Origin of the sequence: Actinophytocola xanthii (assembly GCF_001921205.1) — a bacterium.
GTDB classification, from domain to species: Bacteria; Actinomycetota; Actinomycetes; order Mycobacteriales; family Pseudonocardiaceae; genus Actinophytocola; species Actinophytocola xanthii.
This window is the reverse complement of record NZ_MSIE01000018.1, coordinates 83,472-107,098: the sequence shown is the minus strand read 5'-3', so window position 1 is coordinate 107,098 and position 23,627 is coordinate 83,472. Positions and strand designations below refer to the sequence as shown.

The 23,627-nt window shown below is 70.8% G+C and carries 23 protein-coding genes; 16 read left to right on the top strand and 7 right to left on the bottom strand.

Annotated elements, in window-relative coordinates:
• Window positions 1-75 precede the first annotated feature (75 nt).
• The gene (locus tag BU204_RS12245) at window positions 76-741 is read right to left on the bottom strand and encodes a response regulator transcription factor (protein ID WP_075125746.1); all 666 of its coding nucleotides are present in this window, start codon (window positions 739-741) and stop codon (window positions 76-78) included.
• On the bottom strand, window positions 738-1,940 hold the full coding sequence (locus BU204_RS12240) for a sensor histidine kinase (RefSeq protein WP_158073450.1): 1,203 nt from the start codon (window positions 1,938-1,940) through the stop codon (window positions 738-740). Before BU204_RS12240 ends, BU204_RS12245 begins: the two co-directional genes overlap by 4 nt.
• Before the next feature lie 181 nt (window positions 1,941-2,121).
• Between BU204_RS12240 and BU204_RS12235 the strand changes: the two genes are divergently transcribed.
• Genes BU204_RS12235 through BU204_RS12220 form a run of 4 tightly spaced genes read left to right on the top strand, consistent with a single transcriptional unit; the run spans window position 2,122 to window position 6,510 of the window.
• On the top strand, window positions 2,122-2,577 hold the full coding sequence (locus tag BU204_RS12235; protein WP_075125771.1) for a DUF1707 SHOCT-like domain-containing protein: 456 nt from the start codon (window positions 2,122-2,124) through the stop codon (window positions 2,575-2,577).
• Between the two features lie 23 nt (window positions 2,578-2,600).
• A complete protein-coding gene (locus BU204_RS12230) occupies window positions 2,601-3,140 on the top strand; it encodes a hypothetical protein (RefSeq protein WP_075125770.1) in 540 nt (179 codons plus the stop codon).
• The gene (locus BU204_RS12225) at window positions 3,140-3,925 is read left to right on the top strand and encodes an ABC transporter ATP-binding protein (RefSeq protein WP_075125745.1); all 786 of its coding nucleotides are present in this window, start codon (window positions 3,140-3,142) and stop codon (window positions 3,923-3,925) included. The genes BU204_RS12230 and BU204_RS12225 overlap by 1 nt, the downstream gene beginning before the upstream one ends.
• The gene (locus BU204_RS12220) at window positions 3,922-6,510 is read left to right on the top strand and encodes an ABC transporter permease (RefSeq protein ID WP_083661239.1); all 2,589 of its coding nucleotides are present in this window, start codon (window positions 3,922-3,924) and stop codon (window positions 6,508-6,510) included. The genes BU204_RS12225 and BU204_RS12220 overlap by 4 nt, the downstream gene beginning before the upstream one ends.
• 180 nt (window positions 6,511-6,690) lie before the next feature.
• Here the strand turns inward: BU204_RS12220 and BU204_RS12215 are convergent, their stop codons facing one another.
• The gene (locus BU204_RS12215; RefSeq protein ID WP_075125743.1) at window positions 6,691-7,599 is read right to left on the bottom strand and encodes an NAD(P)-dependent oxidoreductase; all 909 of its coding nucleotides are present in this window, start codon (window positions 7,597-7,599) and stop codon (window positions 6,691-6,693) included.
• Complete coding sequence (locus tag BU204_RS12210; protein WP_075125742.1) at window positions 7,599-8,075, bottom strand: ester cyclase; 477 nt, start codon at window positions 8,073-8,075, stop codon at window positions 7,599-7,601. The genes BU204_RS12215 and BU204_RS12210 overlap by 1 nt, the downstream gene beginning before the upstream one ends.
• Before the next feature lie 196 nt (window positions 8,076-8,271).
• Between BU204_RS12210 and BU204_RS12205 the strand changes: the two genes are divergently transcribed.
• The 9 genes from BU204_RS12205 to BU204_RS12165 all read left to right on the top strand — a co-directional run bounded on the left by BU204_RS12205 (window position 8,272) and on the right by BU204_RS12165 (window position 16,112).
• Complete coding sequence (locus BU204_RS12205) at window positions 8,272-9,285, top strand: medium chain dehydrogenase/reductase family protein (RefSeq protein ID WP_075125741.1); 1,014 nt, start codon at window positions 8,272-8,274, stop codon at window positions 9,283-9,285.
• Between the two features lie 219 nt (window positions 9,286-9,504).
• The gene (locus tag BU204_RS12200; protein WP_269844638.1) at window positions 9,505-9,855 is read left to right on the top strand and encodes a TcmI family type II polyketide cyclase; all 351 of its coding nucleotides are present in this window, start codon (window positions 9,505-9,507) and stop codon (window positions 9,853-9,855) included.
• 11 nt (window positions 9,856-9,866) lie between these two features.
• Window positions 9,867-10,112 (top strand): phosphopantetheine-binding protein, encoded by a 246-nt coding sequence (locus BU204_RS12195; RefSeq protein WP_075125740.1) that lies wholly within the window; start codon window positions 9,867-9,869, stop codon window positions 10,110-10,112.
• A gap of 14 nt (window positions 10,113-10,126) precedes the next feature.
• The gene (locus BU204_RS42150) at window positions 10,127-11,017 is read left to right on the top strand and encodes a cupin domain-containing protein (protein ID WP_075125739.1); all 891 of its coding nucleotides are present in this window, start codon (window positions 10,127-10,129) and stop codon (window positions 11,015-11,017) included.
• Window positions 11,014-12,303, top strand: coding sequence for a beta-ketoacyl-[acyl-carrier-protein] synthase family protein (locus BU204_RS12185; protein ID WP_075125738.1), 1,290 nt, complete (start codon window positions 11,014-11,016; stop codon window positions 12,301-12,303). Before BU204_RS42150 ends, BU204_RS12185 begins: the two co-directional genes overlap by 4 nt.
• Window positions 12,300-13,535, top strand: a complete 1,236-nt coding sequence (locus BU204_RS12180) for a beta-ketoacyl synthase N-terminal-like domain-containing protein (protein WP_075125737.1) — start codon at window positions 12,300-12,302, stop codon at window positions 13,533-13,535. Before BU204_RS12185 ends, BU204_RS12180 begins: the two co-directional genes overlap by 4 nt.
• Window positions 13,532-13,867 (top strand): antibiotic biosynthesis monooxygenase family protein, encoded by a 336-nt coding sequence (locus BU204_RS12175; RefSeq protein ID WP_075125736.1) that lies wholly within the window; start codon window positions 13,532-13,534, stop codon window positions 13,865-13,867. Before BU204_RS12180 ends, BU204_RS12175 begins: the two co-directional genes overlap by 4 nt.
• Window positions 13,868-13,880: 13 nt before the next feature.
• The gene (locus BU204_RS12170) at window positions 13,881-14,348 is read left to right on the top strand and encodes a hypothetical protein (RefSeq protein ID WP_075125735.1); all 468 of its coding nucleotides are present in this window, start codon (window positions 13,881-13,883) and stop codon (window positions 14,346-14,348) included.
• A gap of 144 nt (window positions 14,349-14,492) precedes the next feature.
• Window positions 14,493-16,112, top strand: a complete 1,620-nt coding sequence (locus BU204_RS12165; protein WP_233160102.1) for an outer membrane protein assembly factor BamB family protein — start codon at window positions 14,493-14,495, stop codon at window positions 16,110-16,112.
• A gap of 339 nt (window positions 16,113-16,451) precedes the next feature.
• Here BU204_RS12165 and BU204_RS12160 read toward each other — a convergent pair whose 3' ends face one another.
• Window positions 16,452-17,849 carry an SLC13 family permease gene (locus BU204_RS12160; RefSeq protein WP_075125734.1) on the bottom strand — a complete coding sequence of 466 codons (1,398 nt, stop codon included), beginning with the start codon at window positions 17,847-17,849 and terminating at the stop codon, window positions 16,452-16,454.
• A 186-nt stretch (window positions 17,850-18,035) separates the two neighbouring features.
• Between BU204_RS12160 and BU204_RS12155 the strand changes: the two genes are divergently transcribed.
• Window positions 18,036-19,259 carry a CaiB/BaiF CoA transferase family protein gene (locus tag BU204_RS12155; protein WP_075125733.1) on the top strand — a complete coding sequence of 408 codons (1,224 nt, stop codon included), beginning with the start codon at window positions 18,036-18,038 and terminating at the stop codon, window positions 19,257-19,259.
• Between the two features lie 204 nt (window positions 19,260-19,463).
• Entirely contained in the window at window positions 19,464-20,615 is a 1,152-nt protein-coding gene (locus BU204_RS12150) for a DUF418 domain-containing protein (protein WP_158073449.1), read from the top strand.
• A gap of 199 nt (window positions 20,616-20,814) precedes the next feature.
• Here BU204_RS12150 and BU204_RS12145 read toward each other — a convergent pair whose 3' ends face one another.
• The gene (locus BU204_RS12145) at window positions 20,815-20,997 is read right to left on the bottom strand and encodes a ferredoxin (protein WP_233160100.1); all 183 of its coding nucleotides are present in this window, start codon (window positions 20,995-20,997) and stop codon (window positions 20,815-20,817) included.
• Between the two features lie 18 nt (window positions 20,998-21,015).
• Window positions 21,016-22,224 (bottom strand): cytochrome P450, encoded by a 1,209-nt coding sequence (locus BU204_RS12140; RefSeq protein WP_075125731.1) that lies wholly within the window; start codon window positions 22,222-22,224, stop codon window positions 21,016-21,018.
• 187 nt (window positions 22,225-22,411) lie between these two features.
• Here BU204_RS12140 and BU204_RS12135 point away from each other — a divergent pair, with 187 nt between their 5' ends.
• A complete protein-coding gene (locus BU204_RS12135; RefSeq protein WP_075125730.1) occupies window positions 22,412-23,596 on the top strand; it encodes an RCC1 domain-containing protein in 1,185 nt (394 codons plus the stop codon).
• Window positions 23,597-23,627: the final 31 nt, after the last annotated feature.

The window sequence follows — 23,627 nt, the reverse complement described above, 5'->3', positions numbered from 1 at the left end:
TCGGACCAGCGGAGGCTTCGCGCCTACGCTTCGAGACGTAGGGACGCCGAGGCGCGGCTGCGCCCCCGGCGGTACTCAGTCGGCCCAGCCGGGACGGACCAGCCCGGACTCGTAGGCCAACACGACGAGCTGGGCCCGGTCCCGCGCGGCGAGTTTGATCATCGCCCGGCTGACGTGGGTCTTGGCCGTCGCCGGGCTGACCACGAGGCGTTGGGCGATCTCGTCGTTGGTCAGGCCCTCGCCGACGAGCGCGACCACCTCGCGCTCGCGGTCGGTCAGAACGTCCAAAGTGGAAGGCTGCGGTGCTTTCTTCGCCCGGGTCGCGAACTCGCCGATCAGACGGCGGGTGACGCCCGGGGAGAGCAGCGCGTCGCCGCCCGCCACGACCCGGACCGCGCGGACCAGCTCGACCGGCTCGGTGTCCTTGACCAGGAAGCCGCTCGCCCCGACCCGGATGGCCTCGAAGACGTACTCGTCCTCCTCGAACGTGGTCAGGATGAGAACGTGCACATCGGACAGCGTGCTGTCGGCGGCGATCTGCCGGGTCGCCTCCAGACCGTCGAGACCCGGCATGCGGATGTCCATCAGGATCACGTCGGGACGGTGCTCCCGGGCGGCGGCGACGGCCTCGTTCCCGTCCGCCGCCTCGGCGACGACCTCGACGTCGCCCTGCGCGTTCAGCAGCGCCCGGAACCCGGCACGCACCAGCGCCTGGTCGTCGGCTAGCACAACTCGAATCATGAACCGTCCTCGGTCTCGATCCCACCGGTGGAGCCCGTTGGCAGCGTTGCGACGACCCGGAACCCGCCGCCGGGCCGCGGCCCGGCCGACAGTGTGCCGCCCAGCGCCTCGGCCCGCTGACGCATCCCCACCAGCCCGCTGCCGGTGCCGTCGGACGAGCCGGGCGCCAGCGCGCCGCGGCCGTCGTCGAGCACCTCGATGGTCAGCTCGCCCGGCAGGTAGTCGAGCCGGACGACCGCCTCGGTCGGACCGGCGTGCCGGTAGGTGTTGGTCAACGACTCCTGCACGATCCGCAGCGCCGCCGCGTCCACCCCGCTGGGGAGCTGGCGGCGCTGGCCGGTGACCGCGAGCCGCACCGGCAGGCCCGCCTCGCGCATCCGCTCGAGCAGCCGGTCGAGCTGGTCGAGGCTGGCGACGGGCTGACGGGGGGCGGAGCCGCCCGTGTCCGCGTCGGCGTCCCGCAGCACGCCCAGGATGCTGCGCAGCTCGACCAGCACCTCCTTGCTGGACTGCTTGATCGCCGACAACGCCTGGCGCGCCTGCTCGGGCTGTTCGTCGATCAGGTGCAGCGCGACACCGGACTGGACGTTGATCAGCGAGACGTGGTGGGCGAGCACGTCGTGCACCTCGCGGGCGATCTTGAGCCGTTCCTCGCTGGCCCGCCGCAGAGACTGTTCCTCGAGTGCCTGCGCGGCCTGGTCGGCACGGTCGCGACGAACCTTGATGATCTCGGCCAACACCAGGATCAGCGTCAGCCAGGCCACGCCGAACCCGATCTCGGTGAGGCCGGGGTTGTAGTCCGCCTTGGTCAGGTCGCCCACGGTCAGCACCACCGCGAGCGCGGCGCCGGCGGACAGCCAGCCGATCAGCCGTTGTCCGTGCAGCACCGCGTTGAACGCGGCGACGACCGGGGAGAGGACCACCGGCCCCCACGGGAAGTGCAGCAGCAGGTAGACGATCGTGACCGCGACCGTCGCGAGCAGCGTGAGCAGCGGCCGGGAGCGGCGCATCACCAGGAACAGCGGCCCGATCAGCACCAGCAGCTGCGTCAGGCCGTTGACCAGGTGCTCGTCGCCCTGGAACTTCGCCGCCGGGTAGGTGCCCACGTACTGGACGAACGCGACCGGGATGACGATCGCGAACGGCGGCAGCCCGTGGAGGTTGAACCCCCGCGAGGGGCGAGGTGCCGGTGCGGCCATGCCACGACCGTAGATGAGGCCGGCCCCGGCCGGCCGGAGGGCTCGATCAGGACACGACCCTCCGCCGGGAGGCGTACGCCCCCGGGCGCAGGACGGCGACCCGGTCGTCGCCGGCCACGGTAGTGCGGGTTCAGTCGGCTGTCCGACGACGAGAACGCCGCCGCGCGCGACAGTGGACACCATGAACGAGCCACGCGGGACGACGCCGGAGAGCACCGCTCCGGTCCGCGCCTCGGACGCCGAGCGGGAGCGCGTCGCCGCCGCGGTGAGCGACGCGGCCGGCGAGGGCCGGCTGAGCCTCGCCGAGGCCGAGGAGCGGATGAACCTCATCTACGCCAGCACCTACCGACACGAGCTCGAGCGGTTCGTCGCGGACCTGCCGGCCGCGTCCGCACCGGCGCCGCCGGCCCGGCGGCCGGTCGTGGCGCCGGGCCGGCTCCGGGTCCACGTGACGGTCGCCGCCGTGCTGTCGGTGTTCCTGGTCCTCCGCTGGGTCGCCTCCGGCGTGCCGTTCTTCTGGCCGGCCGGACCGATGCTGCTGCTGTGGGGCACCGTGTTCGCGCACGCGGCGTACCTGCGGGGCGGCGGTCGAGCGGTTCGTCAGTGGCGGCCACCACCCTGGGGGGTTGAACGGTGACCCCCGACGGAACGGGTGTGACGATGTCGCCCAGTACGGTCCGGATCAAGCCGCTGCACGGTGCGCCACGCAAGGTCTGGCAGCTCGTGCACATCGTCAGCGCGGTCGGTTGGCTCGGCATCGAGCTGTGCGTGCTGGTGCTCGCGGTGGTCGGGTTGAGCACCGACGACCTCGCCACCCGGCGCACCGCCTACGACGCGGCGGTGCTGCTAGCCGACGTGCTCTTCCTGCCGGCCACGATGCTCATGCTGGTCAGCGGGCTGGTCCTCGGCCTCGGCACCCGGTGGGGCCTGCTGCGGTACTACTGGGTGGCGGTGAAGCTCGCGATCGGGTGTGCCCTGTTGGTGGCCGGGACCGCCACCCTCGAGAACTCGGTGCGCGGCGCGGCGGAGCTGGCCGACGCCGGCACCCTGACCGAGGGCGAGGGCATCAGCCTGGTCGGCATGCTGGCCGTGGTGGCCGGGCTGACGTTCGTCGCCGCGGTGCTGTCGGTCGGCAAGCCGTGGGGCCGCATCCCCTGGCGCCGCGATCTCGCTCCCCAACAACGCATCCAGGAGTCGTGATGACCACCGTGTCCCAGCATACGATCACCGGCCTGGCGGCTCGCGCGGACGGGGTGACCAAGACCTTCGGTACCGGCGCGACCGCGGTAACCGCCCTCAATGACCTCACCGTGAACGTCCAACGTGGACAGTTTACGGCGATTATGGGCCCGTCCGGCTCGGGCAAGTCCACCCTGATGCACTGCCTGGCCGGACTGGACACAGTGGACTCAGGCGAGGTGTGGATCGGGGAGACCCGGTTGACCGGCCTCGGGGACAAGGCGCTCGCGGACGTGCGCCGCAACCGGGTCGGGTTCATCTTCCAGCAGTTCAACCTGCTGCCGACACTCTCCGCGGAGGAGAACATCACCCTGCCGCTGGCGATCGCGAGCCGTCGGCCGGACGCGCGCTGGTTCGACACGGTGGTGGAGGCCGTCGGCCTCGCGGACCGGCTGACCCACCGGCCGAGCGAGCTCTCCGGCGGGCAGCAGCAGCGGGTGGCCTGCGCACGGGCACTGCTGCCCAAGCCGGACGTGATCTTCGCCGACGAGCCGACCGGCAACCTGGACTCCCGTTCCGGCGGCGACATCCTGCGCTTCCTGCGCCGCTCGGTCGAGGAGTTCAACCAGACGATCGTCATGGTCACCCACGACCCGAACGCGGCGGCCTTCGCCGACCGGGTGGTGTTCCTGCTCGACGGCCGGCTCGTGCACGAGCTGCGCGACCCCGACGCCGACGACGTGCTGGACACGATGAAGGCCCTCGACGCGCTCGGCCAGGACGCCGAGCCTCGGGCGAGGGCATGATGCTCCGCGCCACCCTCAAGGGACTGCTCGCCCGCAAGCTGCGGCTGGCGCTGGCCGGGCTCGCGGTCGTGCTCGGGGTCACCGCGGTGTCCGCGGCGATGGTCACCACGGAGACCATCGGAAACGGCTTCGACGCGATCTTCGCGACCGCTGCGTCCGATGTGGACGTGTCGGTCTCGGCCCGGCCCAACGTGGACGAGTCGACCACCTTCGCGCCACCGCTGCCGGCGTCGGTCCTCGAGGAGCTGGACGCTGTGCGCGACGCGGAAAGCGTCACGGGCGTGGTGTCGGCCGACGGGGCACGACCGATCGGACCGGACGGCAAGGTGATCTCCGTCCAGGGGCCGCCCCGCCTCGGTGTGGCCTGGGCCGGCGAGACCGGCATGACCCGACTGCGCGAGGGGCGGGGACCCCGGGCCGCGAACGAGGTCGCGATCAACGCCGGGCTGGCCGAGCAGGGCGGGTTCGGCGTCGGCGGCACCATCGACGTGCTCACCCTCCGGCCGCGGCAGACCTTCCAGGTGGTCGGTATCTACGGCTACCGCAACGGCCTGGACACCATGGGCGGCGGCACGGAGGTGGCGTTCACCGAGCCGGTGGCCCAACAGCTGATCCTCGGCAGGACCGGCGTGTACTCCTCGGTCACAATGACCGCGGCCGACGGGGTGTCCCCCGAGAAGCTCCGGGACCAGGTCGCCGACGTGCTGGGGTCCTCCTACCTGGTTCGGACCGGCGACGAGCTGGCCGAGCAGACCGCCTCGGAGGGCCAGGCGTTCCTGGAGACCGTGCGGATGGTGCTGCTCGCCTTCTCCGGGCTGTCCCTGCTGATCGGGATCTTCCTGATCCTCAACACGTTCTCGATCCTGGTCGCCCAGCGCACCTCCGAGCTCGCGCTGGTCGCCGCGCTCGGCGCCCGTCGGCGCCAGATCGTCGGCTCGGTGCTCGTGGAGGCCGCGCTGGTCGGTGTGCTGGCCTCGGCCGTGGGTGTGGGTGCGGGGATCGCCGTCTCGACCCTGCTGAAGTCGTTCATGGAGTCTCAGAGTGGGGCGCAGCTGCCGGTCGGGCTGACCGTGCCGATGCCGGACCTGGTGCTGGCCTTCGTCGTCGGCGTGCTGGTCACGCTGGTCGCGGCGCTCGTCCCGGCGGTGCGGGCCTCCCGCGTCCCGCCGGTCGCCGCGATGCGGGAGGCGGCCGCCGAGCAGCGGTCGCTGACCGGGATCACCGTGGCCGGCGCGGTGCCGGCGGCGCTCGGCACGGCCGGGCTCGTCGCAGCGGTGACCGGGATCGCCGGTGACTTCCGCTGGCTCGCGCTCGGCGGCGGGGTGGTGCTGGCACTGCTCGGCCTGGCCCTGCTCACCCCGGTGGCCAGCCGGTACCTGCTGCCCGCGGTGGGCCGGCTGCTGAGCTGGTCGACGCCGGGCAAGCTGGGCCGGCGCAACGCCGAGCGCAACCCGCGGCGCACCGCCATCACCGTCGCCACGCTGGTGGTCACGCTCGGGCTGGTCGGCGGCGTCGGCGTGGTGGCCGAGTCGCTGCGCGGCGACGTGTCGTCGGTGGTCGCCAGCGACCTCACCGCCGACCTGGTGATCTCCGGCGACGGCGTGAGCGCGCGGGCGGGCGGTCAGTCCGGCGGCCCGCCGACCGCCGCCGACGGCCGGATCATGCCCACGTTCGCGCCGGAGGTCGTCGAGCGGGCTCGCGAGGTCCCCGGCGTCGCGGTCGCCACCGCCCAGTACGTCGACACCGTCCAGCTCGACGGCCGGGCGCCCGGCCCGAGCCCGGGCAACGCCGGCGACCTGTCCCGGCTGGAGTCCGTGCTCGGTCTGGAGGCAGTGGACGGCACGCTCCGCACGCTCGCCAGGGACGAGGTCGTGGTCGACACCGAAACGCTGGCCGATCAGGGTCTCGCCGTCGGCGACCGGATCCGCGTCTCGACCCAGCGCGCCGGGTGGCAGGAGTACCGGGTGGTGGGCAGCTACGAGCCGAACTTCCTGCTCCGCGGCCCCGTCCTGGCACCGGAGGTCGCTGCCGAGCGGTTCGTCTCGCCGCTGCCGGCGCTGGGCTATGTCGAGCTCGAGCCCGGTGCGGACGCGGCGGCGGTCAAGTCCTCGGTATCCGAGCTGGTGGCGGACAACCCCGAGGTGACCGTCGCCGACCAGACCCAGCTGGCCTCGGACGCCTCCAGCCGCCTCGACATCGCCGAGATCATGCTCTACGTCCTGCTCGGGCTCTCGGTGGTGATCGGCATCCTGGGCGTGGTCAACACGATGGCGCTATCGATCCTCGAGCGCACCCGCGAGCTGGGCCTGCTTCGCGCGATCGGTATGCGCAGGTCGCACATGGTGCACATGGTGGTGGCCGAGTCGCTGGTGATGTCGGTCTTCGGCGGGCTGGTGGGTCTGGCCTTCGGCACGCTGGCCGGTGCGGCGTTCGTGTCGGTGGCCGGCCTCGCCGTGCTGGCCGTGCCGTGGGCCTCGCTGGCCCTGTTCCTCGGCCTCGCGATCCTCGCCGGGCTGGTCGCGGCGCTCGCCCCGTCGACCAGGGCGGCCAGGGTGAACATCCTCGCGGCGATCGGCGACCGGTGAACCCCCGGACAGCCCGAAGGCCGCCTCCGCCACTCCCCGAGCGGAGGCGGCCTTCGGCCCCCTCAGACCGCGAGACCGTGTCCGTTCTCCCCAGGACGGATCCGGTCCTCGTCGGCCCCCATGGATAAAGAGGCCGGCCGCCCCTGCTGGATACAGGGGCGGCCGAGGTTTTTCCGGGGCTTACGCGGCCTCGCCCGGCCAGGGGTAGTCGAGGTCGGAAACCGACTCCATGAACGCGAGCAGGGCCGCCACGTCGTGCTCGCCCAGACCGCGGTTCTGGGCGGCGGTCAGCCAGTCGTAGCTGGTGGCGGTGGTCGGCATGGGGACGCCGAGCCGCTGGGTCTCGGCCAGCACCAGGCCGAGGTCCTTGCGCATGAGCTTCAGGCGGAAGTCCGGCTTCTCGAACGCCCGCCTGCCCATCACGCCGGCCTTGAACTTCATCATCGGGCTGCTGTAGCCGCCGGCGGCGATCAGCCTGATCAACGTGGCGCGGTCCAGCCCGGCCCGCTCGCCGAACGCGATGGCCTCGACCAGCGCCTGCATCTGGACACCCATCAGCAGGTTCAGCGCCAGCTTGGCCGTCGCGCCCATGCCGCCGGGCCCGAGGTGGACGACCTCCTTGGCGAGCGGCTCGATGACCGGCTCGAGCGCGGCGACGTCCGCCGCCTCGCCGCCGATCATGAAGCGGAGCTCGCCGTCCTTGGCGTGCTGGGCGTTGCCGAGCACGCAGGCGTCCAGTCCGCGGTGGCCGGTCTCGGCCAGCCGTGCCTGCAGGGACACCGCGAAGTCCGGGGCGACGGTGGACATGTCGGCGACCACCGCGCCCTCGGGCAGGCCCTCGACGACCCCGTTCTCGCCGAACAGCAGCTGCTCGACGACCTCGCTGGTGGCCAGCGACAGGAACACCACGTCGGCGCCGCGAGCGGCGGCGGCCGGCGTCGTGGCCAGCTCCGCGCCCTCCGCCACCAGCGCCTCACCGCGCGCCCGGGTCCGGTTGTAGACGGTCACACCGGCCCCGGCGGCGAGCAGGCGGGAGACCATGCCCCCGCCCATCGCGCCGAGGCCGACGAAAGCGATCTTGCTCGCCATCAGCTTGCTTTCGCTTCGGGGATCGCCACGCCCGCCGGCGGAGCGGCGCCGGCCGGCGGCCGGGGCTCCTCCACGATGCCGAGCTCGAACAGGATGCGCGGGAAGTCGTCGCTGATCCACGACTCGACGACCTTGCCCCCGCGCACGCGGTGCAGGTCGACGCCCTCGACGACGAACGTCCGCCCGGTCGGGGGCATCCACATCAGCGGGCCGGTATGCGTGCCGGTGGTGCGGAACCGCAGCCCGACCAGCTCACCGGAGGCGAACATGTCCTGGATGCCACAGGTGAAGTCGGGGAACGCCCGCTTCCAGAACTCGACCGCCATCTGGAAGGCGGCCGGTCCCTTCGGCAGCGCCAGCCCAGCGGTGTGCACCTCGTAGTCGTCGGAGAAGACGTCGTTGATGAATCCGAGGTTCCCCTTGTTCAGTCCTTCTTCGGTCACGAACCGGACCAGCTCGATGTTCTCTTCGGACATCTACGACCTCCGCGCACTGACAACAGTCGAATTTGCAGTCCCGCCCACCGTTTCACGCGGAAATCCCGACGTCTGCCACCGAATGTCCCGGTGCGCCGATGAACAGTTCCCCGATCGAGCGGGAACCACTTGTTGCCCGACAAGCGACAGCCTTACCTTTTTCCTGACCACTTGTATTTCGTGACGGAGGACCCAGATGCAGACGACCCAGGTGTACGCCGTCAACCGGCAGCAGACCGACTGCCTGGAGGTCCGCACCACGGACCTCGAGGCGCCGCCAGCGGGCCATGCCCGGGTCCGGGTCGAGGCGGCCGGGGTCTCCTACGGCGACGTGCTCTTCCAGCGCGGCGTGGTGCCCGGCGGACCCAAGCCGCCCTTCGTCCCCGGCTGCGACCTCGTCGGCGTCGTGGAGTCGGTCGGCGCCGGGGTCACCGGCCTCGAGGTCGGCCAGCGGGTGGCCGCGCTCGTGGTCTCCGGTGGCTACACGACCGGAATCAACCTGCCCGCGGAACGGCTCGTGCCGGTCCCCGACGGCGTCGACCCGGTCCGCGCGGCGGCTGTCTCGCTGAACTACTTCATCGCTCACCAGATGCTGCACCGCGTCGCGCGGATCTCCTCCGGCCAGAGCATCCTCGTGCACGGCGCCTCCGGCGGGGTCGGGCTCGCGTTCCTGCAGCTCGCCGAGCACATCGGCGGGGTGACGGTGTTCGGCACCGCGTCCGCGGCCAACCTCGACCTCGTCCGCCGGCACGGCGCCGTCGCCGTCGACTACCGCAACGAGGACTTCGCCGTCGCCATCCGCGACTCGGTCGGCGGCGTGCACGCGGCGTTCGACCCGATCGGCGGCCCGCACTTCTTCCGCTCCTACAGCGTGCTGCGCCGCGGCGGCCGGCTGGTCGCCTACGGGCAGAACGACGCGCTGCGCGACGGCAAGCCGAACATGTTCATCGGCGCGGTCGGCTTCCTCGGCGGGATCATCCTGCCCAACCTGCGGCCGGACGGGAAGAAGACCGGCTTCTACAACGCCTGGTCACTGGAGAAGTCCCAGCCGCAGGCCTACCGGGAGGACCTGGCCCAGGTGCTGGACCTGCTGTCCGCGGACAAGATCGCGCCGCGGGAGATCCACACGCTGCCGCTGCGCGAGGCCGGCGAGGCGCTCGCCAGGGCCGAGCGCGGGGTGACCGGAAAGCTCGTGCTGAACTGCACCTGACAATTCTCTGACGCATTTCTGACAAAATGCCGGCCGGCTCGTTCGGCCGGCATTTGTCGTCTGCGTCACATTCTCCGTGGAGATCCGCTCGAATTCCGGTGGAGGAGAGGCATCTGCCCAGCCCGCCGGGACGGCCGACTCATGACCCTGGGACCGGCCGCGACGCATCCTTTCTGAGACAAACCACCCGAATACGCCGCTCGACCATATGGCGAAACCATGCTGCGAGCGCTGTCGAAGCTGGAGACTGGCGTGCACCGATCACTGATTGTCGCTCGAATCATGCCCGACTCGCAGGACAAGGTCGCCCAGATCTGGGCCGACTCAGACGCCACCGAGCTGCCGCGGATCGCGGGGGTCGAGCACCGGTCCCTGTGGACCCTCGGCGACGTCTACATCCAGCTGCTGGAGACCGCCGAGCCCGGTCAGAAGACGATCGACCGCATCAAGGGGCACCCGGAGTTCGTCGGCATCTCCGAGAAGCTCAGCGAGTTCATTTCGCCCTACCTGTCGACCTGGCGTTCGCCGAAGGATGCCCAGGCTCATTGCTTCTACACCTACGAGAAATAAGGAGCCCCGCAATGGCGGACGTGTCGTTCGACGACATCGAGTCGATCCTGGTCAAGAAGGTCGGTCTGGCCCCGCAGACGTTGGCCGACACCCCCGAGAACTCCCTGGAGGACCTCGGCCTGGACTCGCTTGCGGTGCTCGAGCTGCAGATCGTGATCACCAAGCAGTACGGGGTGGAGATCCCCGACGAGTCCGGCGGCCTGAACGTCGGCGAGATCGTCGAGTTCATCAACAACGCCAACGAGCAGGCTGCGTGAGGGGGAGGGTCGACATGGCTGGGCACACCGACAACCAGATCCGTATCGAGGCACCGTTCCAGCTGGTCTGGGACATCACCAACGACGTGCCGAACTGGCCGAACCTGTTCACCGAGTACGCGGCGACCGAGGTGCTGAGCCAGGAGGGCGACACGGTCACCTTCCGGCTCACCATGCACCCCGACGACAACGGGACCGTGTGGAGCTGGGTCAGCGAGCGGACCAAGTTCCTGGACGAGAAGCGCACGAAGTCCCACCGCGTGGAGACCGGGCCGTTCGAGTACATGTTCCTCGAGTGGTTCTACGAGGAGGTGGAGGGCGGCGTCGTCCTCCGCTGGGTGCAGGACTTCCACATGAAGGACACCGCCCCGGTGGACGACGAGTGGATGGTCAACAACATCAACAAGAACTCCAAGGTCCAGCTCCAGATCATCAAGGACAAGATCGAGAAGGCGTACCACTCGCGCCGGGCCTCCGAGAACCGGACGGTCTCGATCCACGACTGCCCGCAGGACCACCGGCGCGGCGGCACCATCCAGACCCTGCTCTCGCCGCGCACCGTCGGCAGCACCTCGGGCTTCATGGGCGGCGCCACCCTGCAGCCGGGCGAGGCCATCGCCGAGCACTACCACCCCTACAGCGAGGAGTTCGTCTTCTGCATCAGGGGTGAGCTCGAGGCCGACATCGACGACGTGGTCGTCCCGGTGCCCGCCGGCACGGCCATCTACGTCCCCAAGGAGACCCGCCACCGGCTGCGCAACGTGGGCACCGAGGAGGTCTTCGCGGTCTTCCACCTCGGCCCGCTCGCGCCCCGGCCCGAGCTGGGGCACGTGGACACCGAGACCCGCGAGGAGGCGGCCGCGGTCGCCGAGAAGATCCTGGCGGCCCGCGAGGCGCAGTCATGAGCCGTGGTAGTGGCCAACACGGCCCGCGCCGGGTCGTCGTCACCGGGGTCGGCGTCGTCGCCCCCGGTGGCGTCACCCGCGAGGCGTTCTGGTCCACCCTGACCGCCGGCCGCACCGCGACCAGGAGGATCAGCTTCTTCGACGCGACCAAGTTCCGCTCCAGGGTCGCCGCGGAGGCCGACTTCGACCCGGTCGCGGCCGGCCTCTCCGCCCAGGAGATCCGGCGCGCGGACCGCTACGTCCAGTTCGGCCTGGCCTGCGCCCGGGAGGCGCTGGCCGACTCGGGGCTCGAGCTCGACGAGCGGACCCTGGACAGCACCGGCGTGGTCATGGGCTCCGCGGTGGGCGGCACGATGGCCCTCGAGGACGAGTACGTCGCCGTGTCGAACACCGGCAAGGAGTGGCTGGTCGACCACACCTACGCCGGCCCGTTCCTGTACCAGGCGCTGGTGCCGAGCTCGCTCTCGGCCGACATCGCGCACCGGTACGGCACCCACGGGCCGACCCAGGTGGTGTCCACCGGCTGCACGTCGGGCATCGACGCGATCGGCTACGCCTGGCACCTGGTGCAGGACGGTGAGGCCGACGTGATCATCGCCGGCGCGTCGGACAGCCCGATCTCGCCGGTCACGGTCTCCTCGTTCGACGCGATCAAGGCGACGACGCCGGAGAACGACGACCCCGAGCACGCCTCCCGCCCGTTCGACGCGACCCGCAAGGGCTTCGTGATGGGCGAGGGCGGCGCGGTGCTGATCCTCGAGGAGCTCTCGCACGCGCTCGCGCGCGGCGCGAAGATCTACTGCGAGGTCACCGGGTACGCCAGCCGGTCCAACGGCTTCCACATGACCGGGCTGCGCCCGGACGGGCTCGAGATGGCCGAGGCCATCCGGGTCTCGCTGGACCAGGGCCGGACCAACCCGACCGACGTCGACTACATCTGCGCGCACGGCTCCGGCACCAAGCAGAACGACCGGCACGAGACCGCGGCGTTCAAGAAGGCGCTGGGCGACCACGCCTACCGCACCCCGGTGAGCTCGATCAAATCCATGATCGGGCACTCGCTGGGTGCCATCGGCGCGATCGAGATGGCCGCCTGCGCGCTCACCATCGACCGCAGCGCCATCGCGCCCACGGCCAACTGGTCGCAGCGCGACCCGGAGTGCGACCTGGACTACACGCCGAACACCGCCCGCGAGAAGCGGGTGAACGTCGCCCTGTCGGTGGGCAGCGGGTTCGGCGGGTTCCAGTCGGCGATGGTGTTCAGTCGCCTGAAGGAGGCAGCATGACCGCGGCACGCGCGGTGATCACCGGGATCGGGGTGATCGCACCCTCTGGCATCGGTGCCGACGCGCATTGGAAGTCGGTGTTGGACGGGAGCTCCCGGCTCGGCCGGATCAGCCGGTTCGACCCGTCGAGCTACCCCGTGACGCTGGCCGGCGAGGTGCCCGACTTCGACCCGGACGAGTACGTCTCGCCCCGGCTGAAGGTGGCCACCGACCGCTGGACCTGGCACGGCTTCGCCGCCACCCAGGAGGCGCTCGAGGACTCCACGATCGACCTGTCCGGGATGGACCCGTACGAGACGGCGGTCGCGCTGGCGTCGTCGTCCGGCGGGAACGAGTTCGGCCAGGGCGAGTTGCAGGCGCTGTGGGCCGAGCCGGACGGCGCGGTCAGCGTGTACCAGTCGATCGCCTGGTTCTACGCGGCCAGCGTGGGCCAGATCTCGATCCTGCACCAGCTCAAGGGCCAGTGCAGCGTGCTGGTGGCGGAGAGCGCGGGCGGCCTGGACAGCTTCGCCCAGGCCGTCCGGACCATCCGGCGGGGCACCAAGGCGGTGCTGGCCGGCGGCACCGAGGGACCCCTCTCGCCATACGCGCTCACCTGCCAGCTGTCCACCCGACGGCTGTCCACCAGCACCGACCCGGCGACCGCCTACCAGCCCTTCGCGGCGGGTGCGGCGGGCTACGTGGTGTCCGAGGGCGGCGCGGTACTGCTGGTCGAGGACCTCGACCACGCCCTGGAGCGGGGTGCGGCGATCCACGGGGAGGTGCTCGGCTGGGCCGCGACCCACGACGGGCGGGCCAGCCGCCCCGGCGACGGCGGCGACGTCACCCAGGTCGCCAGGGCCATGCGCCTGGCCCTGGAGCGCGCCGACCGGTCGGCCGCCGACGTGGACGTGGTGTTCCCGGACGCGGTGGGCGTCCCGGAGTGCGACCGGGTCGAGGCGGCCGCCATCCGGGAGGTTCTCGGCGAGGACGTGCCGGTGACCACCCAGAAGGGTCAGCTCGGCCGGATGTACCAGGGCGGGGCGGCACTCGACGTGGCGACCGCGCTACAGGCGATGCGTTACGACGTGCTGCCGGCCACCCCCGGGCTCACCGACCCCGCGCCGGGCTGCGAGCTCAACTTCGTCACCGAGCAGACCGCCCAGCGGACCTCGCTCGCCCTGGTCAACGCACGAGGCTACGACGGGTTCAACACCTCCCTCGTCGTCGGCCGGTACGAGGAGGCGGTATGAGCACGCCGGCACGAGCACGCATCGTGTTCCTGGTCCGGGTTCCGGCTGAGGACACCGACCGGTTCCTGGCCGCCTACGAGCGGATCCGCTACCAGGTGGCCGGGGGCGTGCCAGGGCACATCCTGGACCAGGTCTGCCAGTCCCCGGCGGACCCAGAGCAGTGGCTCATCACCAGCGAGTGGGAGTCGCTCGAGCACTTCGTCGCCTGGGAGCGGAGCCCGGGACACCGCGACCTGGCCGGGCCCATGCGGGCCTGCATGACCGAGGCCAAGTCGATCAAGTTCGAGATCCGCGAAGAGACCAGCAACACGACCACCCGGCTGGCTGGCTGACACAGGAGAAGAAATGGACACGACTCTCACCATCATGAGTGTCTGGGTGCTTGCCGCGTCCGGCATTCAGCTCGGCACGCTCTGGATCATGAAGCTGTCGATCCTGCCCCTGCTCAACGGCCTGCCCTACGACCGCTACGTGAGCACCTGCCAGCGCATCGACATGCACGTCTTCCACCCGATCGCGGTCTGGAACGGGGTCATCGCGGCGGGCGTCGGCGTGATCGCGGCGTTCGCCACGCCTGGTGCCGGCTCGGCGGCGCTGTTCATCATCGGCTCGGTCGGCATGCTCATCGTCGGCGTGGCGTCCGAGGGCGTGAACCGGCCGATCTGGCGGCAGATCGAGAAGTGGAGCATCGACACGGTCGACGACGAGAAGTGGGCGAAGAAGCGCCACATCTGGCACATCGCCCATCAGGTGCGCACCTACGGCGGCATCCTCGCCGTGGCCGCGTACATCGCAGCGATCCTGACCGTCTGACCAGGACGCTCGAGGATCGCTGACAGTGGGCCGCTCGACGCGGTCGAGAGATCCCCGCCCGGCACGCCGGGCGGGGACCATTGTTTTCTGGACCACTTTGGACTTACACCGGGAGGTGTCGTGCAGTTAGGGAACCCCAAGAGCGTGCGGCGTAGGGTCAGGGCGTTCGGCGCCGGCCTCGCCGCCGTGACGATGGCCGCGTTAGGCGTCGCCGCCGCGTCCGGAACCACGGTCGCGAGCGGCGACGCGGGCACCAACCACGGTTGGCGCTCGGCCGACTGGCCGACCTGGCAGCTGAACACCCAGGGCACGCGCTTCAACGTGAACGAGCGCACGATCACCCCCCGCAACGTGGGCCGGCTCGAGCTGAAGTGGGCCTACACCTTCGGCAACGTGCCGTACTCCCGCGTCGGCAGCCAGCCGGCGGTGGCCGACGGGACGCTGTACGTGGGCGGGCCGGACGGGAAGTTCGTCGCCCTGGACGCCAGGTCGGGCCGGACGAAGTGGACCTACGACGCGAACGCGGTCACCGGACCGCTGCCGGACGGCAACCCCAACGGCATCCGCGACGGCGCCGCGGTCTCCGGTGACAAGGTCTTCTTCGGCGACTCGACCGGCCGGGTGTTCGCGCTCAACCGCCGGACCGGCAAGGCGGTCTGGGTCAGCCAGGCCAGCGAGCAGCCGAACTCGGCGATGACCAGCTCTCCGCTGGTGGTGGGCGACCGCCTGTTCATCGGCGTGTCGACGCTGGAGGCCGGGTTCGCCCGGGACTTCAACTACCCGTGCTGCCGCCACCGCGGCCAGGTGGTCTCGCTGGACGTCCGGACCGGCAAGCGGATCTGGAACTACTACACCCTCCCGCCGGCCAAGGAGGTCGGCACCTGGCCCAGCGGGGCGAAGAAGTACGCCCCCTCCGGCGGCAGCGTCTGGTCGAGCCCGGTGGCGGACCTGCGCACCCGGACGATCTTCGTCGGCACCGGGCAGAACACCACGGGCGCCGAGGGCGACATCGACAGCGTGATCGCCCTGTCGATGGACACCGGCAAGGTCCGCTGGAAGAACCGGATGACGTTCCCGGACACCTACACGACGGCGTGCGAGCTCGAGGACCCGGGCGAGTACTGCCCCGGCCAGGGCACGACCGCGCTGGACGCCGACTTCGGCGCGTCCGCGAACGTGATCACCGTCCGCGGCCGGACGCTGGTGACGATCGGGCAGAAGAACGGCATGTACTACGCCTTCGACGCCCGCACCGGCCGGGTCGCCTGGCAGACCGAGCTGGCGCCCGGTCCGCACGGCGGCGTCGGTGTCCAGTGGGGCAGCGTGTTCGACGGCCGCTACATCTACGGGGCGACCTGGCACGACGACCCCAGCCGCCTGATCAAGCTGGACGCCGCGACCGGTCGCGTCGTCTGGGAGGCGGCCCACCCGGCCGACGGGTGCACCACCGGCGGTGCGGCCCAGTTCCAGGAGATGTGCCTCCCGATCTTCACGCCCGCGCCGAGCGGAACCCCCGGCCTGATCTACGAGGGAAGCGGCGACGGCAAGTTCCGCATCTTCTCGTCGAGCACGGGCGAGGTCCTGTTCACCTTCGACGCCATCCGCGACTTCGCCGGCGTCAACGGCGTCCCGGGCCGGGGTAGCGCGCTGTCCGGCAACGGCGGCGCGGTCATCGCGAACGGCATGGTCTACGTGATGGCCGGCTACTACCCCTTCTACCCGACCGACAAGGGCACGGTGATGCTGGCGTTCGGGTTGAAGTAGCCACACCCGAACGCGAACCGGCCCGGCGGCACAGCCGCCGGGCCGGTTCTTTCTTCTCCGCCGGTTGCCCGCGCCCCGGTCAGATCCTGACGTTCCGTCGTGGCCCGCGTGGTGCTCGCCGGGAGCGGCAACCACCGATGACCAACAGAAGGACGGCAGCCATTCTGCCAAGCTTCACCCGCACACCTCCGCCAACCGCGACTCTCACCCAAAACAACCTGATGCTATCCCGATCCAGCTCACCGGAAACGGGGAACAATTCCCGGGACGGCGGGACGGAAAAACCACCGGCCGCTCGTGTCGCCACGAGCGGCCGGTGGTTTTCGGCAACGCCGTACCTCAGCCGGCGAGATATCCCGGCAGCACGAGGAACGCGCACAGCAGGACGGGGCCGACCAACACCATGGAGAAGCCCCACTGGAACAGGAACCGCCGCATCCGCGGACGGATTCTCTCCGGGGCCGCCCCGACCGCAGTCGCGCCCACCGTCGACAGCGGGCTGATGTCGACCAGGGAGGAGGACAGGGCGAGTGCGCAGATCACGCCCACGGCCGGTACACCGCCGGCCTCCACCAGCGGCAGGGCCAGCGGGATGATGATGGCCAGCAAGGCCGTGGTGGAGCCGACGGCAGAGATCAGCGCGCCGCACACGCACAGCGCGAACGCGGCCAGCAGCGGGCTCTGGATCTTGGTGCCGAGGTCGGCGACCAGCTTTACAGCACCCATCTCGTTGAGCACGCCCACGTAGGTCGCGATTCCGCCGACGAGCAGGATCGTCGACCAGTCGACCTCCTTGACCGCACCGGCCGTCTCCGTGGTGAAGGCGAGCGTGAGCAGGACGGCGAGGCCCAGCGCGACGGCGCCGACGTGCAGGTCGACGCCGAAGAACGCCAGGCCGATGACCGAGCAGACCAGCACCAGGAGCGAGGCGACCGTGGCGACCTGGAAGGCGGACAGCCGGGTGGGTGCCGCGGCCGGCGCCGGCGCGGGGCGGGTGACCGTGGCCACGCCACCGGAGGCGGGCAGCGGGTCGGACGCGGAGGCGGTGTCGGTCCTCGGCTCGGACCCGGGCTGCGGCTCGGGCTCAGGCGTGGGCTCGGGCGCGCCGCCGTTCGCGGGGCTGTCCGGTTCAGCGGACTCCTTGACCAGGTACTTGCCGAACAGCACCCATGCCGCGACGAACAGGCCGAGGTTGATCGCCAGCGCGACGCCGAACAGGAACAACCCGTCGAAGTCCACGCCGCCGGCCCGCGCCGTGCCGGCCGTGATGATGCCGAACAGGCTGGTCGGTGCGAAGGCGCCGGCCGAGCCGCCGGTGGTCGCGGCGAGCGCGAGCACCACCGGGCTGAGCTGGTTGCGCCCGGCGAAGGACACCGCCACCGGGATGAGCACGATGGCGGCCAGGGGCGAGCCGAGGCTCGCGATCCCCGCGGCGAGCACGAAGAACAGCACCGGCAGCAACGTCGTGCGGTTGCCGATCGCGCGTAGCGCGACCTCGATCAACCAGTCGAGTGTCCCGTTCGCCCGCGCTATGCCGAACAGGAACGTGACGCCGAGCAGCAACAACAGGATGTCGACGGGGAACCCGGCGAGGACGTCCTTGACGCCAAGGCCGGCCAGCGCCGTGCCCACGGCCAGCGCCGCGGCCAGCGTGAGCGCACCGAGGTGGACCGGTCGCACGGTCGCGATGAGGAAGGCCGCGGCGAGGACCAGCAGTGCGACGAGTTGAGCAGCCATGGGCGCTCCTTAAGGATGGACAGTTGAGGCATCGTGGGCAGGACCGAGCCAGACCGGCTGGTGGGTCACTGAAAGGCCTGGTCAGCACGGTGTGTGGTGGTTTTCGACCGGGTCTGGACAACGCGCTGGTTCACTCGGGCGAAGACGGCCGGACCACCTCACGCCTCCGGCCCGAGGAGTGCTGTGATGCCCGACCTGCCGCTGACCGGTGTCCGCGTGCTCGACCTCACCCGCGTGCTCGCCGGCCCCACCTGCACCGCGCTGCTGGGCGACCTCGGCGCCGACGTGATCAAGGTGGAGGGACTGCCCGACGGGGACAACGCGCGGGCATGGGGCCCCTTCGCGGCCGGCCGCGGCCAGTACTTCGCCTCGGTCAACCGCAACAAGCGCTCGCTCGCGCTGAGCCTGCGCGACCCGGCGGGCCAGGCGGTGCTGGCCCGGCTGCTCGCGCACTGCGACGTGCTGGTGGAGAACTTCCGGCCGGGCACGCTGGCCAAGCTCGGGCTCGCACCCGAACGGCTCGCCGCCGACCATCCGAGGCTGGTGGTCGCGAGCATCAGCGGGTACGGGCCGACCGGCCCGGAACGGGACACGCCAGGGCTGGACCAGATCGCGCAGGGCATGTCCGGCCTGATGTCGGTGACCGGGGCGGGCGAGCACACGCCGATGCGGGTCGGGGTGCCGGTCGTGGACAGCATCTCCGGGATCGTCGCCGCGCTGGCGGTGGCCGCCGCGCTCGCCCGCCGGGAGCGGACCGGTGTGGGCGGGCACGTGCAGACCTCGCTGCTCGAGTCGGCGATCGCCGTGCTCAGCTTCCAGGCGCAGCGTTTCCTCGGCGCCGGCGAGGTCCCCCCGGCCAGCGGCAACGACCACCCGGTGATCAGCCCCTACGGCACGTTCGACACCGCCGACGACCCGATCAACATCGCCGCCGGCACTCCCGCCCAGTGGGTGTCGCTGTGCACCGAGCTGGGAGCGGAGCACCTTCTCCAGCGCGCCGAGTACGCCGACGGCGCGGCACGGGTGGTCAACCGCGACGCGTTGCGCCACGACCTGGAGCGCGCCCTCGCCGGCCGCGGCGTCGCCGAATGGGTGACGCTGTTGCGCGCGGCGGGAATTCCGGCCGGCCCGGTGTACCGGATGGACCAGGTCTTCGCGGACCCGCAGGTCGAGGCGCTCGGCATGGTGCGGCAGACGCCGTTGCCGGAGGGCGGCGAGACGCCGTTGGTGCGCGGGCCGATCTGGGTGGACGGTGTGCCGGCGCAGGTCACCTCCCCGCCGCCGGAGCTCGGCGAGCACTCGGCACAGGTGCTCGCCGAGCTGGGTTACGGCGATGCGGAGATCGCCGACCTGCACCGCCGCGGGGTCGTCCACACCCCGGAGGACGCGGCGCGCCGGCGGACCGGCTGACCCGGCCCGCTCTCGAGTGGACGTTGCGGCCACGTCGAGCGCACTGCGGTCTATTGAGGCGGATGTGCATCCCCCGCTCGGGGACCTGGGCAAACCGGAGTCATCCGGCCGACACGAAAGCGGACACCCATGGCTGACAGTGCTCCCAACTTATCCCGTGACCCGGTCACGGCCAGTCCGACACCGCTGGGACCGCAGTCGGTCTTGGCGCGCTCACTCGCCCCCGACCTGGCCCGCGGCTTCATGCTGCTGCTCATCGCGCTCGGGCACTCCTCGGTGCTGCGTGCGGCGTGGGCCGGCGACAGCTACTCGAACGACGACCCGATCGCCGCGATCTACAACGTGGTCTCCGCGGTCCTGCTCGACGGCCGAGGCGCCGCCCTGTTCGCCTTCCTGTTCGGCTACGGCCTCTCGCAGATGTACCTGCGGTACTCCCAGCGCGGACACGAGTGGAAGGGCTTCCGGGCGCTGCTCCAACGCAGGGGTTTCTGGCTGATCGTGCTCGGCCTGCTGCACACCGTCCTGCTGTTCTTCGGTGACCTGCTCGCCGCGTACGGCGTGGTCACGCTGCTGTTCGTCGGCGCGCTGCGGTGGAACGCACGGGCGCTCTGGATCACCGGCAGCGTGTTCCTCACCGCCGGCACCCTCATCTACGCGTTCGGCATTCCGCGGGTGTTCATGTCGTTGAACCAGCCCGCCGATCCGGCGACCCCGGTGTCGGACATGCTCTACCGGCTGCAGTGGCCGGCAATGATCCCGTTGGTCGTCCTCGGCGCGGTGTTCCCGGTCCTGGTCGGGATCTGGGCCGCCCGCAAGCGCGTGCTCGACGAGCCCGCCGCGCACCGGCCGTTCCTGCGCAAGGTGGTCGCGTACGGCTTCCTGATCACGATCGTCGCCGGGATGCCGTACGCGTTGATCAACGGCGGGTTCATCATGACCCAGTCGGAGATCGTCTACAACGGCACGTACTGGATCAACCAGATGGGCGGCTACTTCGGTGGGTTCGCCTTCGCCGCGTTGTTCGGCCTGCTCGCCGCCCGCATCGGCGAGCGGCGTCCCCGCTTCGTCAGCGCGCTGGTCGCGACCGGCCAGCGGTCGCTGACCGGCTATCTGTTCCAGTCGCTGTGCTGGGTGGTGCTCGGTGCGCCCTACCTGCTCGGCCTCGGCAACTCCATGTCCGACCTGGGCGCGCTCGGCGTCGGCGCGGTGGTGTGGCTGGTCGCGCTCGTGGCCAGCGACTTCATGCAGCGCCGGGGCATCCGCGGCCCGATCGAGGTGATCTACCGGCGCCTCACCTACGGTCGCGAGATGTCGACGGGCTCGCCCAGCAAACCGCAGGTTCCCGCCGGCGTCTGACCGTTTTTCGCCGACGGTTTCCACGACGGCCGGAAATCACTCTGAGACCTCGCGCGGTCGGTGCCCGGCACCGACCGCGCGAGACCGTGCCACAACCACACCGGGACCGGCGGAAAAGGCACGACAGGAACGACACGAGGAAGAAAATCGGGCCCGGTGGCATACGCCACCGGGCCCGACAGCCTGCCCGGCTGGAGGACTACTCGCGGACCAACCGGATCGCGCCGGACGGGCACGCGAACGTCACCGCCTCGAGCCGCTCGGCCAGCTCGGCGGGCGGGTTCTCCTCCAGGACGACCACGACCGCGTCCTCACCCTGGTCGAACACATCCGGCAGCTCCTGGGCACAGAGCCCGGCGCCGCAGCACCGATTCTCATCCACGATCACCCTGGGCATCGCTCACCACACCACCGGGCACTCGTAGAGGCCGTAGACCCACATCTCGTAGCGGTACCGCAGCTCCTCGACCGGCACGGTGATCCGCAGCTCGGGGAACGTCGCGAACAGCTCCCGCAGCACGACCCGCACCTCGGTACGGGCCAGGCTCTGCCCGGCGCACTGGTGCACCCCGTAGCCGAAGGTCAGGTGCGGCGCCTGGGGCTGACCCGGGTCGACCAGGTGCGGGCAGGAGTACCGGCTCTCGTCCCGGTTCGCCGAGGAGAGCGAGCACACCACCCAGTCGCCCTTGGCGATGCGCACCCCGTTGACGTCGATGTCGTCGGTGGCCCGGCGGATGATGCCCCACTGGATGATCGCGTGCATCCGCAGGATCTCCTCGACCAGCGCGGTGCCCTTCGCCGTGTCCGCCAGGTCGGCGATCAGCTCGCGGTTGTCCATCAGGGTCGCCACGCCAAGGCCGATCATGTTCGCGGTGGTCTCGTGCCCGGCGATGAGCAGCAGCATGGCCTGCCCGACCACGATGTCCTGCGGCGCCGGCTCACCGGCGATCTCGGCGTGCACCAGCCGGCCGAGTACGTCCTCCCGGTTGCCGGTCCGGCGCTTGTCCGCGACCAGCTGGCCGAGGTACTCGTACAGCGCCGTCGTCGCCGCGTTCACCTTCTCCGGCGGTGCGCCGACCTGGCTGCGCACCTCGGCCTGCTCCTGGAAGAACGCCTGGTCGGCCGCCGGTACGCCGAGCACCTCGCAGATCACCCTGGACGGCACCGGCAGCGCGAGGTCCGTGACCAGATCGGCCGGCTGTCCAGCCTCGCGGATCCGGTCCAGGTACTCGTGGGTGATCGCCGCGATCCTCGGCTCCATCGAGCGCGCCCAGCGAGGCGTCATCTCCTTGACGATGGCCCGGCGCCACGGCGTGTGCTCCGGGGGGTCCATGGCGACCAGCGAGCGGGGCAGCATGGCCTCGGGCTTGCGGTCCTTGACCACCGACACGGACGGCGGCGGGCTGTTGAACCGGTTGATCGACAGCCGAGGGTCGGCCAGCAGGGTGCGGACCTCGCTGTAGCCGGTGACGAGCCACCCCTCGACGCCGTTGGGCCAGAGGAACCGCGAGATCGGCGACTCCTTGCGCAGCTGCTCGTACTCCGGCGGCGGGTGAAACGGGTGGGTACGAGAACGCGGAAGGTCGGGCAACGAAGATGCCGGCGCCATGGCAACCTCTCTGCTTCTGATTTCCCGGAAAAGATATTTGTCTGCCTTTACCATGACGCGCCCCTTTGACTGGACGCTCGAGAACCATTCAAGACTGCTGGCGTTGATTTGTCCGGATGCTCATCATCGAGGAGGAATCGAGACCACCCGGCCGGACCGCGAATCCCCTGGGAACGAGAGGGACGACATGAACCAGATCGTCAGCGCATGGGGCGACAACACGAACGGACAGCTCGCCAACGGGCGCAGCGGTGAGCAGGTGGGCACCCCACAACGGATCAAGGATCTGGAGGGTGTGCGCACGGTCGAGGGGGGCAGCGGTCACGTCATCGCGATCCTGGAGGACGGCTCGGCCTACGGGTGGGGCCGCAACGGGTTCGGCCAGATCGGCGACTACTCGACCGACCAGCAGCTCGAGCCCACCCGGGTGAAGCTGGACGGCGTCAAGGCCGTCGCACCTGGTGGCGGGCACACGCTGTACCTGCTCGAGGACGGCACGGTCTGGGGCTGCGGAGCCGGCTTCTTCGGCATGCTCGGCCCGGACAACATGCGGGTGCACCCGGTTCCGGTCAAGATCGAGGCTCCGACCAACATCGTGCAGCTGGTGTCCGGCGGCAGCCACGCGCTCGCCCTGCTTGACGACGGCACCGTCTGGGCCTGGGGCCGGGACGACTGCGGCCAGCTGGCCGACGGCGACCTGACCGGCAAGCGGGACGGCGCGCTGGTCCAGGTGCACGCCGGGCGCGAGTACCCGATCCGCGCGCTGCCCCAGCCGGTGGAAGGGATCAGCGGCGCGACCTTCGTCGCCACGGGCGGCGGGCACAGCCTGGTGGTGCTCGAGGACGGCTCGCTGCTCACCTGGGGGCTCAACGACTGCGGTCAGCTGGGCGACGGCGTGACCGAGAACCGCAAGCGCGAGTACCGCACCCCGGTGAAGGCCCTCGTCTCCGGGGTTCGCGCGGTGGCGGGCGCCTACCACCACACGCTCATCCTGCTCCAGGACGGCACCGTCCGGGCCTGCGGCATCAACGACCGCGGGCAGTGCGGCGACGGCTCCACCGTCGAGCGTTCGGCGCCGGTCGAGGTGGTCGGCCTGACCGACGTCGTGCAGATCACCGCGACCGGCGGTGGCGGCGACGAGAACCCCGGCGACTACGGGCACAGCGTCGCGGTGCGGGCCGACGGCACGCTGTGGGGCTGGGGCAACAACAACTTCGGCGAGCTCGGGCTGCCGGATGTCGGGCTGCAGACCACGCCCGCGCAGGTGCCCGGCGTCTCCGGTGTCAGCCACGTCACGGTCTCGGGCGAGGTGCCCGGCTTCCGCGAGCTGCCCGGCGGCGGCAGCACCATCGTCATCCACAGTGGACAGTGACATCCCCCCGGTACCAAAGAACAGGGTTAGG

Coding starts and splice junctions, on each gene's coding strand:
- BU204_RS12240 (WP_158073450.1), bottom strand. CDS start 1,940: ATGGCCGCACCGGCACCTCGCCCCTCGCGGGGGTTCAACCTCCACGGG.
- BU204_RS12185 (WP_075125738.1), top strand. CDS start 11,014: ATGAGCCGTGGTAGTGGCCAACACGGCCCGCGCCGGGTCGTCGTCACC.
- BU204_RS12205 (WP_075125741.1), top strand. CDS start 8,272: ATGCAGACGACCCAGGTGTACGCCGTCAACCGGCAGCAGACCGACTGC.
- BU204_RS12215 (WP_075125743.1), bottom strand. CDS start 7,599: ATGGCGAGCAAGATCGCTTTCGTCGGCCTCGGCGCGATGGGCGGGGGC.
- BU204_RS12155 (WP_075125733.1), top strand. CDS start 18,036: ATGCCCGACCTGCCGCTGACCGGTGTCCGCGTGCTCGACCTCACCCGC.
- BU204_RS12235 (WP_075125771.1), top strand. CDS start 2,122: ATGAACGAGCCACGCGGGACGACGCCGGAGAGCACCGCTCCGGTCCGC.
- BU204_RS12230 (WP_075125770.1), top strand. CDS start 2,601: ATGTCGCCCAGTACGGTCCGGATCAAGCCGCTGCACGGTGCGCCACGC.
- BU204_RS12245 (WP_075125746.1), bottom strand. CDS start 741: ATGATTCGAGTTGTGCTAGCCGACGACCAGGCGCTGGTGCGTGCCGGG.
- BU204_RS12140 (WP_075125731.1), bottom strand. CDS start 22,224: ATGGCGCCGGCATCTTCGTTGCCCGACCTTCCGCGTTCTCGTACCCAC.
- BU204_RS12195 (WP_075125740.1), top strand. CDS start 9,867: ATGGCGGACGTGTCGTTCGACGACATCGAGTCGATCCTGGTCAAGAAG.
- BU204_RS12175 (WP_075125736.1), top strand. CDS start 13,532: ATGAGCACGCCGGCACGAGCACGCATCGTGTTCCTGGTCCGGGTTCCG.
- BU204_RS12170 (WP_075125735.1), top strand. CDS start 13,881: ATGGACACGACTCTCACCATCATGAGTGTCTGGGTGCTTGCCGCGTCC.
- BU204_RS12210 (WP_075125742.1), bottom strand. CDS start 8,075: ATGTCCGAAGAGAACATCGAGCTGGTCCGGTTCGTGACCGAAGAAGGA.
- BU204_RS12200 (WP_269844638.1), top strand. CDS start 9,505: ATGCTGCGAGCGCTGTCGAAGCTGGAGACTGGCGTGCACCGATCACTG.
- BU204_RS12180 (WP_075125737.1), top strand. CDS start 12,300: ATGACCGCGGCACGCGCGGTGATCACCGGGATCGGGGTGATCGCACCC.
- BU204_RS12225 (WP_075125745.1), top strand. CDS start 3,140: ATGACCACCGTGTCCCAGCATACGATCACCGGCCTGGCGGCTCGCGCG.
- BU204_RS12220 (WP_083661239.1), top strand. CDS start 3,922: ATGATGCTCCGCGCCACCCTCAAGGGACTGCTCGCCCGCAAGCTGCGG.
- BU204_RS12135 (WP_075125730.1), top strand. CDS start 22,412: ATGAACCAGATCGTCAGCGCATGGGGCGACAACACGAACGGACAGCTC.
- BU204_RS12160 (WP_075125734.1), bottom strand. CDS start 17,849: ATGGCTGCTCAACTCGTCGCACTGCTGGTCCTCGCCGCGGCCTTCCTC.
- BU204_RS42150 (WP_075125739.1), top strand. CDS start 10,127: ATGGCTGGGCACACCGACAACCAGATCCGTATCGAGGCACCGTTCCAG.